Annotated in this window: 13 protein-coding genes and 1 tRNA gene; 6 read left to right on the top strand and 8 right to left on the bottom strand. The window is 59.6% G+C overall.

Translation table 11 applies throughout. The features are described from left to right. The first annotated feature begins 49 nt into the window (after positions 1 to 49). Positions 50 to 1,009: a GlxA family transcriptional regulator gene (locus BD293_RS15510; RefSeq protein ID WP_142083256.1), complete on the top strand. Its 960-nt coding sequence runs from the start codon at positions 50 to 52 to the stop codon at positions 1,007 to 1,009. Positions 1,010 to 1,034: 25 nt separating this feature from the next. Here the strand turns inward: BD293_RS15510 and BD293_RS15505 are convergent. Beyond that, a tRNA-Leu gene (locus BD293_RS15505) sits at positions 1,035 to 1,118 on the bottom strand. A 233-nt stretch (positions 1,119 to 1,351) separates the two neighbouring features. Between BD293_RS15505 and BD293_RS15500 the strand changes: the two genes are divergently transcribed. Then, positions 1,352 to 2,854, top strand: a complete 1,503-nt coding sequence (locus tag BD293_RS15500) for a DEAD/DEAH box helicase (RefSeq protein WP_142083253.1) — start codon at positions 1,352 to 1,354, stop codon at positions 2,852 to 2,854. A gap of 58 nt (positions 2,855 to 2,912) precedes the next feature. Here BD293_RS15500 and BD293_RS15495 read toward each other — a convergent pair whose 3' ends face one another. The 5 genes from BD293_RS15495 to BD293_RS15475 all read right to left on the bottom strand — a co-directional run bounded on the left by BD293_RS15495 (position 2,913) and on the right by BD293_RS15475 (position 9,303). Further along, entirely contained in the window at positions 2,913 to 4,004 is a 1,092-nt protein-coding gene (locus BD293_RS15495) for an ABC transporter ATP-binding protein (protein WP_142083251.1), read from the bottom strand. 19 nt (positions 4,005 to 4,023) lie between these two features. Continuing rightward, the gene (gene bglA, locus BD293_RS15490; protein ID WP_425467935.1) at positions 4,024 to 5,676 is read right to left on the bottom strand and encodes a beta-galactosidase BglA; all 1,653 of its coding nucleotides are present in this window, start codon (positions 5,674 to 5,676) and stop codon (positions 4,024 to 4,026) included. Positions 5,677 to 5,687: 11 nt separating this feature from the next. After that, positions 5,688 to 6,839, bottom strand: coding sequence for a carbohydrate ABC transporter permease (locus BD293_RS15485; RefSeq protein ID WP_142083248.1), 1,152 nt, complete (start codon positions 6,837 to 6,839; stop codon positions 5,688 to 5,690). Between the two features lie 14 nt (positions 6,840 to 6,853). Then, positions 6,854 to 7,831 (bottom strand): carbohydrate ABC transporter permease, encoded by a 978-nt coding sequence (locus tag BD293_RS15480; protein ID WP_142083246.1) that lies wholly within the window; start codon positions 7,829 to 7,831, stop codon positions 6,854 to 6,856. A 119-nt stretch (positions 7,832 to 7,950) separates the two neighbouring features. Further along, positions 7,951 to 9,303 (bottom strand): ABC transporter substrate-binding protein, encoded by a 1,353-nt coding sequence (locus BD293_RS15475; protein WP_142083244.1) that lies wholly within the window; start codon positions 9,301 to 9,303, stop codon positions 7,951 to 7,953. Between the two features lie 271 nt (positions 9,304 to 9,574). Here BD293_RS15475 and BD293_RS15470 point away from each other — a divergent pair, with 271 nt between their 5' ends. Genes BD293_RS15470 through BD293_RS15460 form a run of 3 tightly spaced genes read left to right on the top strand, consistent with a single transcriptional unit; the run spans position 9,575 to position 12,890 of the window. Continuing rightward, positions 9,575 to 10,606: a substrate-binding domain-containing protein gene (locus BD293_RS15470; RefSeq protein ID WP_142083242.1), complete on the top strand. Its 1,032-nt coding sequence runs from the start codon at positions 9,575 to 9,577 to the stop codon at positions 10,604 to 10,606. Then, entirely contained in the window at positions 10,603 to 11,928 is a 1,326-nt protein-coding gene (locus tag BD293_RS15465; protein WP_142083240.1) for a GH1 family beta-glucosidase, read from the top strand. Before BD293_RS15470 ends, BD293_RS15465 begins: the two co-directional genes overlap by 4 nt. A gap of 11 nt (positions 11,929 to 11,939) precedes the next feature. After that, positions 11,940 to 12,890, top strand: a complete 951-nt coding sequence (locus tag BD293_RS15460) for a glucokinase (protein WP_142083237.1) — start codon at positions 11,940 to 11,942, stop codon at positions 12,888 to 12,890. On the opposite strand, the gene BD293_RS15455 is transcribed toward BD293_RS15460, so the two are convergent. Beyond that, complete coding sequence (locus tag BD293_RS15455) at positions 12,887 to 13,495, bottom strand: Pr6Pr family membrane protein (protein WP_142083235.1); 609 nt, start codon at positions 13,493 to 13,495, stop codon at positions 12,887 to 12,889. The two genes, BD293_RS15460 and BD293_RS15455, sit on opposite strands and share 4 nt — an antisense overlap. Before the next feature lie 94 nt (positions 13,496 to 13,589). On the opposite strand from BD293_RS15455, the gene recO reads away from it, so the two are divergent. Beyond that, positions 13,590 to 14,300, top strand: coding sequence for a DNA repair protein RecO (recO, locus tag BD293_RS15450; protein WP_142083233.1), 711 nt, complete (start codon positions 13,590 to 13,592; stop codon positions 14,298 to 14,300). Between the two features lie 306 nt (positions 14,301 to 14,606). Here the strand turns inward: recO and BD293_RS15445 are convergent, their stop codons facing one another. Further along, positions 14,607 to 15,854, bottom strand: a complete 1,248-nt coding sequence (locus BD293_RS15445) for a c-type cytochrome (protein ID WP_142083230.1) — start codon at positions 15,852 to 15,854, stop codon at positions 14,607 to 14,609. Positions 15,855 to 15,857: the final 3 nt, after the last annotated feature.

Here is a 15,857-nt window from a genome sequence, read left to right as displayed (position 1 = left end):
GCGGGCGGCGTGTGAGACTACGACAAACCCTTGCCCAAGGCCGCCCCGGATGACAGTTGCGCCGCCCGCTTTCGTTTTCCTGATCGAAGACGGCTTTGCGATGTTGCCCTTCACCTCGGCGATTGAAGTGCTGCGTCTGGCCAACAAGCTGACCAGCAGCACGCAATACAGCTATTGGGTGTCCTCGCTGGGCGATGCGCGGGTCACGGCCTCGAACGGGGTAGGCATTGATCCAAGCCGCCCGATTGCGGCCTTGGGGCGCGATGACCGGATCGTGGTCGTGTCCGGTGACGGGGTCTGCCACACGCGCAATGGCGCGCATTCGTCGTTTTTGCACAAGGCCATGCGCTACGGCCACGAAATCTGGGGTCTGTCCTCTGGCGTTGTGCGTCTGGCGCAAGCGGGGCTTTTATCGGGGCAGACTGTTTCGGCGCATTGGGAAGATACCCCATATCTTGAACAGAATTTCCCTGGCATCACTGTCACCTCTTCCTTGTTCACTTGTAGCCCGAAGATTGCCACCTGTGCAGGCGGGCTGTCCGCCGCTGATCTGATGCTCAACCACCTCAGGATGACAGGCCCCGCCACGCTTGCCGAAGAAATCTCGGCGCGGCTGATTCTCGACGGCACGCGCGCGGGCAGGGTGGCGCAGAAATTGCCCACACGGCTGAAATACCTCAGTAGCACCCCGAAGGTGCAACTTGCGTTGGAGTTGATGGACGCCTTTATGGATGAGCCGCTGCCGATTTCCGAGATAGCGACAAAGGTGGCCGTGTCGCAACGCCAGCTAGAGCGGCTGTTCATGAGCGAACTGCACAAGACCCCGAAGCAATTATATCTGGAATTGCGTCTGGAAACCGCGCGTTATGACGTTCTGGTCAGCACGCGCCCGATCACCAGTATCGGGCTGGATTATGGGTTCAACCCCAACAGTTTTGCGCGAAACTACGTGAAAATGTTTGGCACCACGCCGAAAAACGACCGCGACGGCGCGAAACGCCTGCGCTGATAACGTGGTACATGTCAGATTAAAATGGTGCGGGTGGTCGGAGTCGAACCGACACTCCTTGCGGAAAGGGTGTTTGAGACCCTCGCGTCTACCATTCCGCCACACCCGCACAACTGGCGCGTCTTTAGCGCGGATATTTTCCTTTCGCAACTGGTCAAACACGGCTTTGCGTGAAATTGATGACGGCATATCCCTGACAAACCCCTTGAAGATTGACCTTTTTGAACGAATGGCTTAGATAGCGTGGCTATGCCGCTCTCGGGTGGCATATCCGCTAGCGGGGCGTAGTAATCAAACGTCCTAGAACCGATCGCGGCCCGATGCCGTATCAAATGGACGCATATGACCCAATTTTCTGATCTGAAGCTGGACCCGAAGGTCCTGAAAGCCATCGCTGAAGCTGGCTACACAACCCCCACACCGATTCAGGCGCAAGCCATCCCCCACGCGCTTGAAGGGCGCGATGTGCTGGGAATCGCGCAGACAGGGACCGGCAAGACCGCGTCTTTTGTGCTGCCGCTGATCACTCGGCTGGGCCGTGGACGCGCGCGCGCACGGATGCCGCGCAGCCTTGTGCTGGCCCCCACACGCGAGTTGGCCGCCCAAGTGGCCGAGAATTTCGATACATACGCCAAACACACCCGCTTGACCAAGGCGCTGCTGATCGGCGGCGTGGCCTTTGGTGAACAGGACAAGCTGATCGACCGTGGTGTTGATGTTCTGATTGCCACACCGGGCCGGTTGCTGGACCATTTCGAGCGCGGCAAACTGTTACTGACCGGTGTCGAAGTGATGGTGGTAGATGAGGCAGACCGCATGCTGGATATGGGCTTCATCCCCGATATCGAGCGGATTTTTGGCCTGACACCCTTTACGCGCCAGACATTCTTCTATTCCGCAACGATGGCGCCTGAGATCGAGCGGATTACCAACACCTTCCTGTCAAACCCGGCACGGATCGAGATTGCGCGTCAGGCCACTGCGTCTGAAACCATCGCGCAGGAACTGATCGAACTGCCCGCCACGCGCCGCGACGGTGCTGCCAAGATCAAACGCGAAGCGCTGCGGGCGATTATCGAGGCCGAGGGCGACAAGCTGGAGAACGCGATCATCTTTTGCAACCGCAAGGTCGAAGTTGATATTCTGGCCAAGTCCCTGACCAAGCACAAGCTGGATGCGGCCCCCATTCATGGCGACCTTGACCAGTCACTTCGTACCCGCACGCTAGAGCGGTTTCGCGCAGGCGAATTGCGGCTGTTGATCGCATCAGACGTGGCCGCGCGCGGCCTCGATGTGCCATCCGTCAGCCATGTGTTCAATTTCGACCTACCGTCGCACCCAGAAGATTATGTGCACCGCATCGGGCGCACCGGTCGCGCGGGTCGGTCCGGCAAGGCCGTTTCGCTGATGGTGCCTTCTGACCAGAAATACCTCGACGCGATCGAGCAACTTCTGGAACGGCAATTGCCGCGTGGCGTAGCCCCGCAAATGGATATTGGCAAACCCGCGCCAGAGCCGAAGTCAGAAGAAGCGGCGCCGCGGCGTGCGCATTCCGTTTCCAAGTCCAAGGCCCCTGAAAAGGCCAAGGCCCCCGAAAAGGCCAAGGCTCAGGACAAGGTGGCTGCACCCGGAAACCCACCCGCCCCGGAGAAAGCCCCCGCGCAAGCTGCGGCAAAGCCGGAAACCAAAGATGCGCAGAATGCCAATCTTTACAATCTGGATGAGGCGAAGTCGGCCCGCGGCGGGCGTGGCCAGTCCCGTCAGCGCCAAGACAATCGCGGCGCGGTTGTGGGCATGGGCGACCATGTGCCCGACTTCTTGCTGCGTGAATTTCGCAGCGCATAAGCACGCATGAAAAAGCCGCACCTGTTCGGGTGCGGCCAACTTTCTTTCGACACCAATATCAGCGATACAGAAGCGACACCTTGTTGTGAAACAGGTGTATCTTCGATGGATCAGCTTTCAGTTTGACCTTGCGCCCTTTCAGGTCGGTGTGAATACCGGCCAGTTTGGCAAGAACAGGGGCAAGCGCAGCGGAGTCGGGCTTGAAATACAGCACAGTCAATTCGCCCAAAGCTTCCAGCAACTCGACTTCGCCCGCATACAGGTAATCGTCGCCCTCTGTGGCGACCAGATCTTCGGGGCGCGCCCCAAGATTGACCTTTAGCCCCATATCGGCGTCTGTGGTGGGAATATTGGCAACCGCGCTGCCGCCCCCCTCTAGGTTGACATGGGTTTGTGCGCCTGTGCCCACAATCTCGCCCGCCAGCAGGTTCATCGCCGGAGAGCCGATGAATTGCGCGACAAATTCGCCATTGGGCCGCTCGTACAGCTCCAGTGGCGTGCCAACCTGCGCGATCCCGCCGCCTGCCAGCACGACGATACGGGTGGCCAAAGTCATCGCCTCGACCTGATCATGAGTCACATAGACCATAGTCGAATTGGGCATCGATTCTTTCAGCTTCGCAATCTCGATGCGTGTGGCCACGCGCAGCGCGGCATCAAGGTTCGAGAGCGGTTCGTCAAACAGATAGACTTTCGGGTCGCGCACGATGGACCGGCCAATCGCAACCCGCTGGCGCTGCCCACCTGACAGCGCCTTGGGCAGGCGGTCCAGATAAGGGCCAAGTTGCAGGATATCAGCAGCACGGTTCACGGCCTCATCAATCTCGGATTTGGATTTCTTGGCGATCTTCAGCGCGAAGGACATGTTGTCGCGCACGGTTATATGCGGATAAAGCGCATAGGATTGAAACACCATGGCAATGCCGCGCTGCGATGGCGGGATGTCATTCACCACCATCCCGTCAATCTGCAACTCGCCGCCCGTGATCTTTTCCAGCCCCGCGATCATGCGCAAAAGCGTGGATTTCCCGCAGCCCGACGGCCCGACAAACACAATCAGTTCGCCTTGTTTGATATCCAGATTGATATCGGACAGGACTTTGACCTCGCCATATGCCTTCTCGACATCGGTCAGCTTCAGATCGGCCATGGTGTCTCCTCCCTTGTTGTTATCTTTTGACGACCAGACAAGGCTGCCATGGTCCCAGATGCACCAGTCCGTCCTCGCCCGGACCAGAGCTGTTCAATTCCTGCCCGACTGTGACCCAGTTCCCCTCTGGCAAATACAGCGTGGCGGGGTCGTGGCTCAGGTTGAACGCACAGAACAGCTCTTCCCCCGCCTCCTCGCGGAAGAAAGACAGCACATCGCCCGAGACATGCAAGTTGCGCATACTGCCCCGACCCAGTGCGCGGTGCGCCTGACGAAAGGCAATCGCCCGGCGGTAATGGTGCAGCAACGCATCTGGCGCGCGCTCTTGCGCATCGACTGCTAGCCCCAGATGCTCGCGTGCGACTGGCAACCACGGCTTGCCGCCAGAGAAGCCCCCATTCTGGTAATCCGCCGTCCAGACCATCGGTGTGCGACACCCGTCGCGGCCCTTGTATTCGGGCCAGAACTGAATGCCATACGGGTCTTGCAGGTCATCGAAATGCAAATCCGCTTCTTGCAGGCCCAACTCCTCGCCCTGATACAGACAGACCGACCCGCGCATGCACATCATCAAGGTTGCGTAAACGCGGGATGCCGCAGGCGACAAGTCCCAGCGGGTGACATGGCGCATGACGTCATGGTTGGAAAACGCCCAGCATGCCCAGCCTTCGGGGGCGACATGGTCCATATGGCGCAGCACGGCTGCAATGCGCGCAGCCGATGGGACATCCGCTGCCAGAAACTCGAACGCGTAGCACATCTGCACCTTGTCGCCGCCCGATGTGTATTCGCCCAAAATCTCTAGGCCGCGCTGCGCATCACCCACCTCGCCCACGGCAGCGGCGTCATATGTGTCCAGAACTGCGCGAAAACGGCGCAGGAATTCCAGATTTTCGGGGCGGTTCTTGTCGTAGATATGTTCTTGATGGTTATACGGGTTCACCGCAGGCGCGATGGAGGCATTGCGCCGCTCCGGTGGCAGGGGCGGGTTGTCGCGCAGGTCATAGTCGTGGACGTAGAAGTTGATCGTATCCAGACGGAACCCGTTGACCCCACGTTCCAGCCAGAACCGCGCAATATTCAGCAATTCTTCCTGCACAGCCGATTCGTGAAAGTTCAGATCGGGCTGCGACGCTAGGAAGTTGTGCAGGTAATATTGCAGGCGCGTCGCGTCCCACGCCCAGGCCGAGCCACCAAATATGGACAGCCAGTTATTGGGCGGCGTGCCATCTGGCTTGGCATCGGCCCAGACATACCAGTTCGATCTGGGGTTGTCGCGGCTGGAACGGCTTTCCTTAAACCACGGATGCTGGTCCGAGGAATGCGACAACACCAGATCAATCAACACCTTTATGCCCAGCTTATGCGCTGTCGCCACCAGCGCGTCGAAATCCGACAATGTGCCGAACATCGGGTCCACATCGCAGTAATCCGACACATCATAGCCAAAATCCTTCATCGGAGAGGTGAAGAACGGGCTGATCCAGATGACATCGACGCCAAGACTGGCGATGTAAGGCAGGCGTTCCACGATTCCGCGCAGATCGCCGATACCGTCGCCATTGCTGTCTTGAAAGCTGCGGGGGTAGATCTGATAGATCACCGCGCCGCGCCACCAGTCGGGATAAAGCTCCAGCCCTTGTTCGGGCTGCAACAGGGTTTGTGCACTCACGAATATTGTCCTTACTTGACGGAGCCGGCCAGCAGACCGCGCACCAGATAGCGTTGCATTGTGAAGAAGACGACCAGCGGCACCGCGATCGAGACAAAGGCCGCAGTGGCCAGAATGCCCCAATCCCCCCCACGAGAGCCCAGCAGGTCATCGGCAATCTTCACCGTCATGACCTGAGATTCTGCGCCCGATGGCAAGAATACTTTTGCCACCAGCAGGTCATTCCATGTCCACAGGAACTGGAAGATGGCGAAAGAGGCAAGTGCCGGAAAACTGAGCGGCAGGATGATGCGCACGAAGATCTGGAAGTCCGTCGCGCCATCGACCTTGGCCGATTCAATGATATCGCGGGGCAATCCGACCATATAATTTCGCAACAGATACACCGCCAAGGGCAACCCGAACCCCGTATGTGCCAGCCATATGCCTAAGAAACTTTGCCCTATGCCGATATTGGTGTGCAGCGATAACAACGGCACCAACGCCAGTTGCAACGGCACGACCAGCAACCCCACCACAGCCGCAATCAGCAGCCCCCGACCGGGGAAATCCATCCATGCCAGCGCATAGGCCGCGAATGCCGCAATCAGAATCGGAATGATCGTGGCTGGTATGGTTACTGTCAGCGTATTGATAAAGGCGCGATCCATGCCATCTGCGCGCAGCACGGTTTCGTAATTGGCGAGCGTAAATCGCGGCGGCGTTCGGGCCTCGAAATACAGGGTTGGACCGCGCGCTATTTCTTCGGGCGATTCGACGCGGTATGTCCCATCGCGGTTCACAACAACTGTGCCGCCTGTGCGCAGTTCCGACACCTCGCCGGGGGCAAATTCATCCGGGGCCACGGCGCGCGTGCCATATGCTGCGACAACCCCTTCCGCGTCAGGAAAGCGGGCTGACAGGCTGGGGTCCGCGAAAACATTGCCTTCGAGCACGAAAATGTCGCCTTCCTGTCGCGCGTCATCGGCTGCGACACGGGCGCGGAAATTCAGATCGACCGCGAAGGGCGCCTGCCACCAGCCGGAATTCGAAATCTGGTCGCGGTCCCGAAAGGATGACACAAACAGCCCGATTGTCGGCAACAGCCACAGCAGCACCAGAATGATGACCGTGATATTGACCGCAAGCTTTCCGCCCTTATTCTGTCCTGCAATATTGTCCATGTCTTGCCCTTCCCTCAGCGCATTTCGTTGCGCGCTTGGCGGATGTTCCAGATCATAACCGGCAGCACCAGAAGCATGATCACGAAGGCCACAGCCGTCGCCCGACCGTCATCGCGGAACATGTAGGTCATCATGTAACTGGGCAGGATATGCGTGCCGAAATTGCCGCCCGTCATGGTGTAGACGATGTCGAACACCTTGAGCACCAGAATAGTGATCGTCGTCCAGACCACCACAATCGTGCCCATGATCTGCGGGACTTTGATCTTGAAAAACACCTGAAACGGGTTTGCCCCGTCAATGATCGCAGCTTCGATGGTTTCTTCGGGAATGCCGCGCAGGGCAGCCGATAGAATAACCATCGCAAAGCCAGTCTGAATCCAGACCAGAATGAACATCAGCAGAAAGTTGTTCCAGAACCGAATTTGCAGCGGGTCGAGAACGGTCATGCCCATTGAATCGCGGATCGAGTTGATGATGCCGATATCGGGATTGGCGGAATAGACAAATTTCCAGATCAGCGATGCGCCGACAAAGGAAATGGCCATCGGCATGAAGATCAGGGATTTGGCGATATTGCCCCAACTCAGCCGGTCGGTCAGTTGCGCGACCAGCAGCCCCAGAAAGGTCGCCATCGCAGGCACGAACAACACCCAGAGCAGGTTGTTCAACACCGCTGTGCGAAAGCTGCCTTCGGCAAACAGCGCGACATAGTTGCCCAACCCGATGAAATTCGCCCCAGAGCGGTCGAACATTGACCGCCAGAAAGACCCCACCACCGGATAGGCCAGATACAGCCCCAACGCGAACATGGCCGGAAACAGAAACAGCCACGGGCGCACTTGATTGGCACGGTTGATATTGCGCCCTGTATTTGGCCCTCTCGCCGGGAAGATCACCTTGTCGAGCAGCATGTTCGAGAAGTAGAAATACCCCACGCACCCCCCGACACCAATGATGATGGTCAATATCCCCTGAATGACTGGTGACATTTATCCCCTCCCTGTGGGCCGGTGGGTTTCACCATGGCCACGCGCAGTCTTTATGAAAGATTGAATGTATCATGCAGACAGGGCCGCTTGTGCGCGGCCCTGTCTGAATTTTGCGCGCCCTAGCGCATCGCGTCCCAGCGATCCTGGATCATGTTGGCAACGCCTTCCGCGCCGCCTTGGGTGGTGTAATCCACCATCCCTGTCCAGAATGCGCCTGCGCCAATCTCGCCCGGCATCAGGTCGGATGCGTCGAAGCGGAAGGTGGTGGCCGCCAGCAGGATTTCATTCATCGCCCGCAGGGCATCGGATGAGAATACATCCAGATTGACGCCCGAATGCGGTGTCAAAAAGCCAGACTGCGCCATCCAGACTTCATGCGCGATGGGCGTCTTGAAGAACTCGATCAAGCCGCGTGCCGCAGGGCTGTCATCGGTGATGGCAAACAATGTGCCTGCACCCAGCACCGGATCACCCAGATCAGCCTCGCTCGATGAAGGGAAGTAGAAGAAGTCATAATCTGCGCCATATTCGGACCCTTCAGGGAAGAAGGTCGGAATGAATGACGCCTGCTTGTGCATGTAGCAATCTGGCGGAATCTGGAACAGGCCACCGGGGCTGTCGCGGAAATCGGTGGTTGCCGCCGCTTCGGGGCCACCCTGCGCCCAGCCTTCGGTGCGCACAAATTCGCCATATGCTTCAATCGCTTCGATTACTTCGGGCGAATTGAAAGGCAGCTCGTTCGTGACCCACTGGTCATAGATTTCAGGGTCATGCAGGCGCAGCATCATGTCTTCGACCCAGTCGGTCGCGGGCCAGCCTGTCGCGGCACCTGACCCCAGACCAATGCACCACGGTGTGCCGCCATCATCGACGATCTGTTGTGACAGCGTTTTCAGGTCTTCCAGTGTTTCCGGAATGTCATAGCCCATTTCATCGAATTGCTCGGGGCTGTACCAGACCAGTGATTTCACATCGACCTTGTAGAAAAAGCCGAACATCTCTGTCTCGCCTTCGGGATTCTCGAAGCTGCCCAGATCAACCCAAGATTGTCCTGCGGCGTAGTTCTCCATCATCCACTCAGCCGTCTCTTCGCCCAAGGGCGATAGCGCACCGCGTGCGGCCATGTCTGCCGCAAGGCCCGGCTGCGGGAAAACGGCCAGATTGGGTGCGGAGTTGGCCTGAATGGCGATCACGATGTCCTGCTCGAAGCTGTCAGAGCCGGAGTAATTCACTGTCGCACCGGTGGCCTCGGCAAAATAGGCGAGGGTGTTTTGCACCATACGCCCGTCTTCACCTGTCCAAGGGCCAGTAATGGTCAGTGTTTCGCCCGAAAAATCATGTTCTTCAGAAAATGCCTCGAAGCTGTCCCAGTTGAAGCCCTCTGTCCCCGGCTCCACAATCAGGTCTTGTGCATGCGCACCACCGGCGAGCAAGGCAAGCGTCGCAACGCCTGCGTAAAGTCTGGATTTCATGTCATCCTCCCAAGGTTGACTCGTTGTTTCGCACATTTTTTAAGCGTGTGCTGATCAGCATCCCAGCAGTTTGGAATCGATTTCCCAAACCGCTTTGGATTTTGGCACGTTGGCGGAACATGAACTTTCTGTCAAATGATTTTGTTGCAAATCGCATGTATTTGTTGGGGCTTTTCGCACACGCAGCAAAGCCGTCGGAAAATATACCCCCTTTTCACCGCCTGAGTTTTCCGTAAACTGTTCACATGATTCAACACGGTTTGAACAAATCATGGGCGTAACACTGAAACAGCTTGCGGCATCGCTCGGCCTGTCGCCGACGACTGTCAGCCGTGCGCTCAATGGCTTTCCCGAAGTCAACGCAACCACGCGCGAGCGGGTACGGGATGCCGCGATCCGGGCCAACTACCACCCCAACACCCGCGCCAAAAGTTTGGCAACTGGGCGCGCACAGGCCATAGGACATGTGATTCCCCTGTCGACCAGCCATGAAATCGTGAACCCCATCTTTGCCGATTTCATTGCCGGTGCAGGCGAAGTGTATTCGCGCGCAGGCTATGAAATGATCCTGCGTGTCGTGGCCGATTCAGACGAAGCAAGTGCTTATGACAATCTGGTTTCACGCGGCGCGGTGGACGGGATTATTGTGCATGGCCCGCGCGTGCATGATCCGCGCGTTGATATGCTGATAAAGTTGGGCATTCCGTTTCTGATCCATGGGCGCACCACCAATGTCTCTGCGCCCTATTCGTGGATCGACATCAACAACCAGCGCTCGTTTCACCGCGCCACACAATTCCTGATTGATTTCGGGCATCGGCGCATAGCGCTGGTGAATGGTCTGGAAGACATGGATTTCGCAGACCGCCGCCGCAAGGGCTATCTGGAAGCGCTGGCAGGGGCAGGGCTTGAGTCGGACCCCATGCTGATGCGTCAGGCCGAAATGACCGAACCCTACGGATACCGTGCCGCGCAGGAAATGATGCAACTGCCCGAACCGCCCACTGCGTTTCTGGCGTCATCCATGATCGTGGCTTACGGGGTGCGGCGCGGATTGTCCGATCTTGGGTTGAAACTGGGGCGCGATGTCTCGGTTGTCACCCATGATGACGAATTGTCCTACCTGCCCAATGATGGAGATGTGCCAATGTTTACCGCCACGCAATCGTCGGTCCGCGAAGCGGGGCGCCGCGCGGCAATGATGTTGCTGCAACTGGTGACGGACCCCGGCAGTGGCCCTCTGACCGAGTTGATGGAAGCGTCATTGGTGCTGGGTGCCTCGACCGGGCCTGCGTCGCAATGAGCGCGCTCAACTTTACCCGCGCCGATTTTCCGGCCGATTTCCAGTTTGGCACCGCCACTTCGTCCTATCAGATCGAAGGGCACGGGTTTGGCAATGCCGGACGCACCCATTGGGACGATTTCGCCGCCACCCCCGGCAATGTGGTGCGCGCCGAGAATGGCGCGCGGGCTTGTGGGCATTATGAGCATTGGCCGCAGGATCTGGACCTGATCGCGGATGCGGGCTTTGACATCTACCGCTTCTCGACCTCATGGGCGCGGGTCTTGCCAGAGGGGCGCGGGCCGGTAAATGCCGAAGGGCTGGATTTCTATGACCGGCTGGTGGACGGGATGCTGGAACGGGGGCTGAAACCCGCCCTGACGCTGTATCACTGGGAACTCCCCTCGCCGCTGGCTGATCTGGGCGGATGGCGCAACCGCGATATTGCTGACTGGTTCGCCGACTACACGCAGGTGCTGTGCGAGCGGATCGGCGACCGCATCTGGTCCGCCGCCCCGATAAATGAGCCGTGGTGCGTGGGCTGGCTGTCGCATTTCATGGGCCAGCATGCGCCCGGCCTGCGCGATATTCGCGCCACCGCGCGCGCCATGCATCACATTGGTCTGGCGCATGGGCGCGCCATTCAGGTGATGCGCGACCTGAACATGCCCAATCTGGGGGCCGTGTGTAATTTCGAGTATTCCTTGCCCCTGACCGACAGTGCCCAAGACCGCGCCGCCGCCACGCGTTATGACGGGATTTACAACCGCTGGTTTCTGGGCGCGATGTTCAAAGGCGCATACCCCGAGGATGTGCTTGAAGGGCTTGGCCCGCATATGCCCGCAGGCTGGCAAGATGATATGGCGCTGATCCGCCAACCGCTGGATTGGCTTGGCCTGAACTACTACACCTGCAAGCGCATCGCCCATGCCCCCGGCGCATGGCCCAACCTGTCCGAACATGTCGGCGATCTGCCGCAAACGCAGATGGGCTGGGAAATCTGCCCCGAAGGGCTGCATCATTTCCTGCGTTTCGCGCGCGACAATTACACCGGTGATCTGCCGCTCTATGTTACCGAAAACGGCATGGCCAACCCTGACACACCGGACACGCCAGACACGGCCCGGATTGCGTATCTCAACACCCATCTGGCCGAAGTGCAGCGCGCGATTGCTGAAGGCGTGCCGCTAAAAGGCTATATTATCTGGTCATTGATGGACAATTACGAATGGGCGCTTGGCTATGAGAAGCGCTTTGGCCTTGTTCATGTCGATTTTGAAACCTTGCAGCGCCGTCCGAAAGCGTCGTATCACGCCCTGCGCGCCGCATTGGCGCGAGATTGAACGAGGTTTTGATGGCAGAGCGTGACAGCCCGGTTCTAGTGGCCGATGTTGGCGGCACGAATACCCGCGTGGCACTGGCCCGCGGGCGCACACTGGTCGCCGCCTCGACCGAGCGGTTCCGCAATGCCGAGTATTCGGGCCTTGATGCGGTGCTGCAAGCGTTTCTGGAACGTCACCGCACCCTGCCCGAACGCGCCGCCATTGCGCTGGCAGGGCCAGTGCGCGGCACGCAGGCCGAAATGACCAATCTGGGCTGGCAGGTGGACGCAAGCGCATTGGCGCAAGCCACTGGCATGGCAGAAATTGCCTTGCTCAATGACTTGCAGGCGCAGGGTCACGCGCTGGCACATCTGCCCGAAACGCATCTGCGCCGCCTGCGCACAGGCACCCCGGAAGCGGGGCCGAAACTGGTCATCGGGCTGGGCACTGGTGTCAACGCGGCCCCAGTCTATGCGGCAGGCGCGGGCCATATCGTCCCCCCGGCTGAAGCGGGGCATATTCATCTGCCGTTGCGCGGTGATATGGATTACCGGCTGGCGGATTGGCTGATCGCGCGGCGCGGTTTCGCCTCGGTCGAAGATGTGCTGTCGGGGGCAGGGCTGGCGCGCCTCTATGCCTTTCACGCGCAAGAGGCAAAGACCGGCAGAACCTTTGATGCGGCGCAGATCATGGCCGCGATGGAGGGGGGCGATGCGCTGGCGCAGGCAACGGGGCGGCATTACGTGCGGCTGCTGGCGCATGTCACGGCTGATCTGGCCCTGATAACGCTGCCGTTTGGCGGGGTGTATTTCATCGGCGGTGTCGCGCGTGCCTTCGCGCCCTGGCTGGAGCGGTTCGGATTCGAGTCTGCCTTTACCGATATGGGCCGCTTTTCGGACCTTGTGACGCGGTTTCCTGTGGCGATTGTCGAAGATGACTATGCCGCACTGTCAGGCTGTGCTGCGTATTTGCAGGCGCATTAATCGCGCAGGGGCATCCGCTGGCCAATCGCATTCAGCGCGTAACCCAGCACTGCAAACCCTGCCACCATTGCGGCCATGTTTATCGCCACTGCGCCAAGGCCAAGCTGGCCGACATTCAGGAACGGGTAGGGGTACCACCCCGTCAGCGCGCCCCGCGTCATCGCATAGACGGCATATCCCGCAGGCCAGATCAGCCACCACAAGGGCAGCCCGCCGCGCGGGTCATGGCGTGTCGTCTCCATCAGCCAGAACCACAACATGATCGCAGGCAGGATCGTGTGAAACGCCTGATTCGTCCACCATGACAGCCCGCTGAAATTGAACAGATGCGCCAGCAGCATGTGATAGATCAGACCCACCACGATCATCGACTGGGTCACCATTGTCATCCAGCCGAACGACAGCCGCCGTCCTGTGGCCGCGATGGTCAGCATCGTTGCGGCCATCAGCGCATTCGTCAGAATGGTAAAGAACCCTGCCAAGGCCCAAAGCGTTGCCCCAAGCCCCAGTCCGCCCCGTTCCAGACTTAGCATGATCTGGGTGCCCAGCACCAAGACCCCCAAGCTGCCAATCAGTCCGGCCGTTATGCGGTATTTCGGGTCCATGACCCCTCCGATGATTCGTTGGGCCTACCCTAAATCATGGGGGGCGCGTGGGAAAACACTTGCCGCAGCGGCACCGACACGGCACATCACAAAGATGGAATGGCGCGACGAAGGAATTTTGCTGTCTATGCGGCCGCATGGCGAAGCCAACGCCATAATCGAGGTGTTTTCCGCCCTGCATGGCCGACATGCCGGTATCGTGCATGGCGGCGCATCGCGCAAGATGGCCCCTGTGCTGCAACCGGGCGCGCAACTTGATCTGGCGTGGCGCGCACGGCTGGAAGAACAGATGGGCAGCTTCACAGTGGAGTTGACGCGCGCGCGTGCCGCATGGGTTCTAAGCGACAGACTCGCACTTGCGGGGCTGAGTGCGACCTGCGCGCTATGCCGCTATGCCCTGCCTGAAAGACAGGCCTCTCCTGTGTTGTACGGCGCGACGGTCGCCTTGATGGACAGGCTTGGTCAGGCCGGTTGGCTGCGCGACTATGCCCTGTGGGAGCTGACCTTGCTGGAAGAAACCGGCTTCGGGCTGGACCTTCAGCAATGCGCTGTAACGGGGGCCAATGACGGGCTGGCCTATGTCTCGCCCCGCACAGGGCGCGCGGTCACGGTGCAAGCGGCGGGCGATTTCGCCGCGCGGTTGCTGGTTTTGCCTGCAGGGCTGCTGTCTGGTGCCGCGCTGGATGCCCGCGAGGCGCGCGAGGCCCTGCACCTAAGCGGATTTTTCCTGCAACACTGGCTGTCGGAGTCGATTGGCCGACCCCTGCCGGAAGCGCGCGCGCGGCTCGTGTCGCAACTCGGGTAGCGTTTATTTTCTCATAGATGGGTGTTGCTGCAATACGCTGTCGGTTGCTCAAACGAAGCGCGGTGTCAGCGGTTCGGGACTTTTCAGAAACATCGGTTACGCGCGCAAAGCCGCGCAACGTCGGGCCGCGGTGCGGCGATCCTTGCTTCCCGCTATAGTGTTTTATTGTGGCCAAATCCGCGAAAGCCCTGAGCTTTGCGTGTGTGTTAGCCAAATCGCCGTGCCGTGGGTGCGGCCCGACGATGCGCGGCGGCCTGCGGCCTTGACTCCGCGCTTGGTGCTTCGCTCGACTGTCTGCTGACAAAGCTATTGCGCCGCGCGTTCCAGAAACTCGACCAGCGCCTGCCGGTCTTCAGGATCACCAATACGCTGTTCCGGCATGCGTGATCCGGGCGTATAGGCTTCAGGCCCGAATTCAAACAATTCCGCCACAGTGCGCGGGGTCCAGACAATCTCCATCTGGCGCAGGGCGGACGAGTAGTCATAGCCATCCTGCGTGGCGATGGGCGTGCCGAAAATGCCATGCAGGCTGGGGCCTGCGCGCATATGGTCATCTGGGGTCAGCGAATGGCAGACCGCACAGGATTGCCAGATTTCGGCCCCGCGGCTGTCATCGGTATAGTCTTGCGCCATTGCCAGTTCTGCGCCCCCGCCAAGCGCGGTGCCATCCGCCAAAGACCAGCGCCGGATCACGCCGTCATTGCCTGCGGTGAACACCTGCTCCGCATCCAGCGCCAAGGCCCAGATTGGGCCGGATTCAGCGCCAAACATATGGCGTTGCGCAAGGTCGGCCCCGTCCAGCAACCACACCGTGCCGTCAATCGCGGCAGCGGCGACATCGGTGTCCGTGGCTGCAACGGACACAAGTGGCCGGTCAGTCAGAAAGCGCTCTGGCAGCAATTCGCCCATATCCGAGAACAGGCGCAGCGCGCCATCCGCAAAGATGACAGCAATCCGCCCTTGGGTGATGGTTAGGCCATTGGGCAGATCGGGCAGGTCGATGCGGGCCTGCACTTCCATCTGTCTGCTCCAGCGTGACAGGCGCAGATCGCCCCCCACTGTCACCAGATCACCCGAAGGCAGAAAGCCTATGCCCGTCACCCGGTCGCCATGGGCCTGATAGTCCTGCACCTGCAAACTGTCCCGGTCCAGCAGTTGCACGCGCCCGTCCCAGAACCCTGCCGCGATGAAAGCGCCATCGTCTGATACGGCGAGCGAGGCGACTGCCGATACACCCGCCTCACTGGCAAAGGCAGGGGTGCGTCCGTCGCTGTCCCAGATCGCCAGCCGCCCGTCTTGCCCTGCCGTGACGAACTGGCCCTCTGGCAGCAGGGCAACTGCTGTCACATTGCCATCATGAAACCGCGTGATGTTGCGCGCGGTGGCTGTCGCCTCGTCCCACAGGATCGCACGTGTATCAAACCCGCCAGAGAGCAGCACCTCCGCGCCCAGATCCAATGCGCCCACCGGCCCGCCATGCCCGATCATGTCCTGCGCCATTGCGGGCGGGAGTGCGGCCAGTGTTGCGGCCAATGACAGCGCGGCAAGACGCATGTG

It is taken from the genome of Roseinatronobacter monicus (assembly GCF_006716865.1).
GTDB classification, from domain to species: domain Bacteria; phylum Pseudomonadota; class Alphaproteobacteria; order Rhodobacterales; family Rhodobacteraceae; genus Roseinatronobacter; species Roseinatronobacter monicus.
This window is presented reverse-complemented; position numbering and strand designations above follow the sequence as displayed.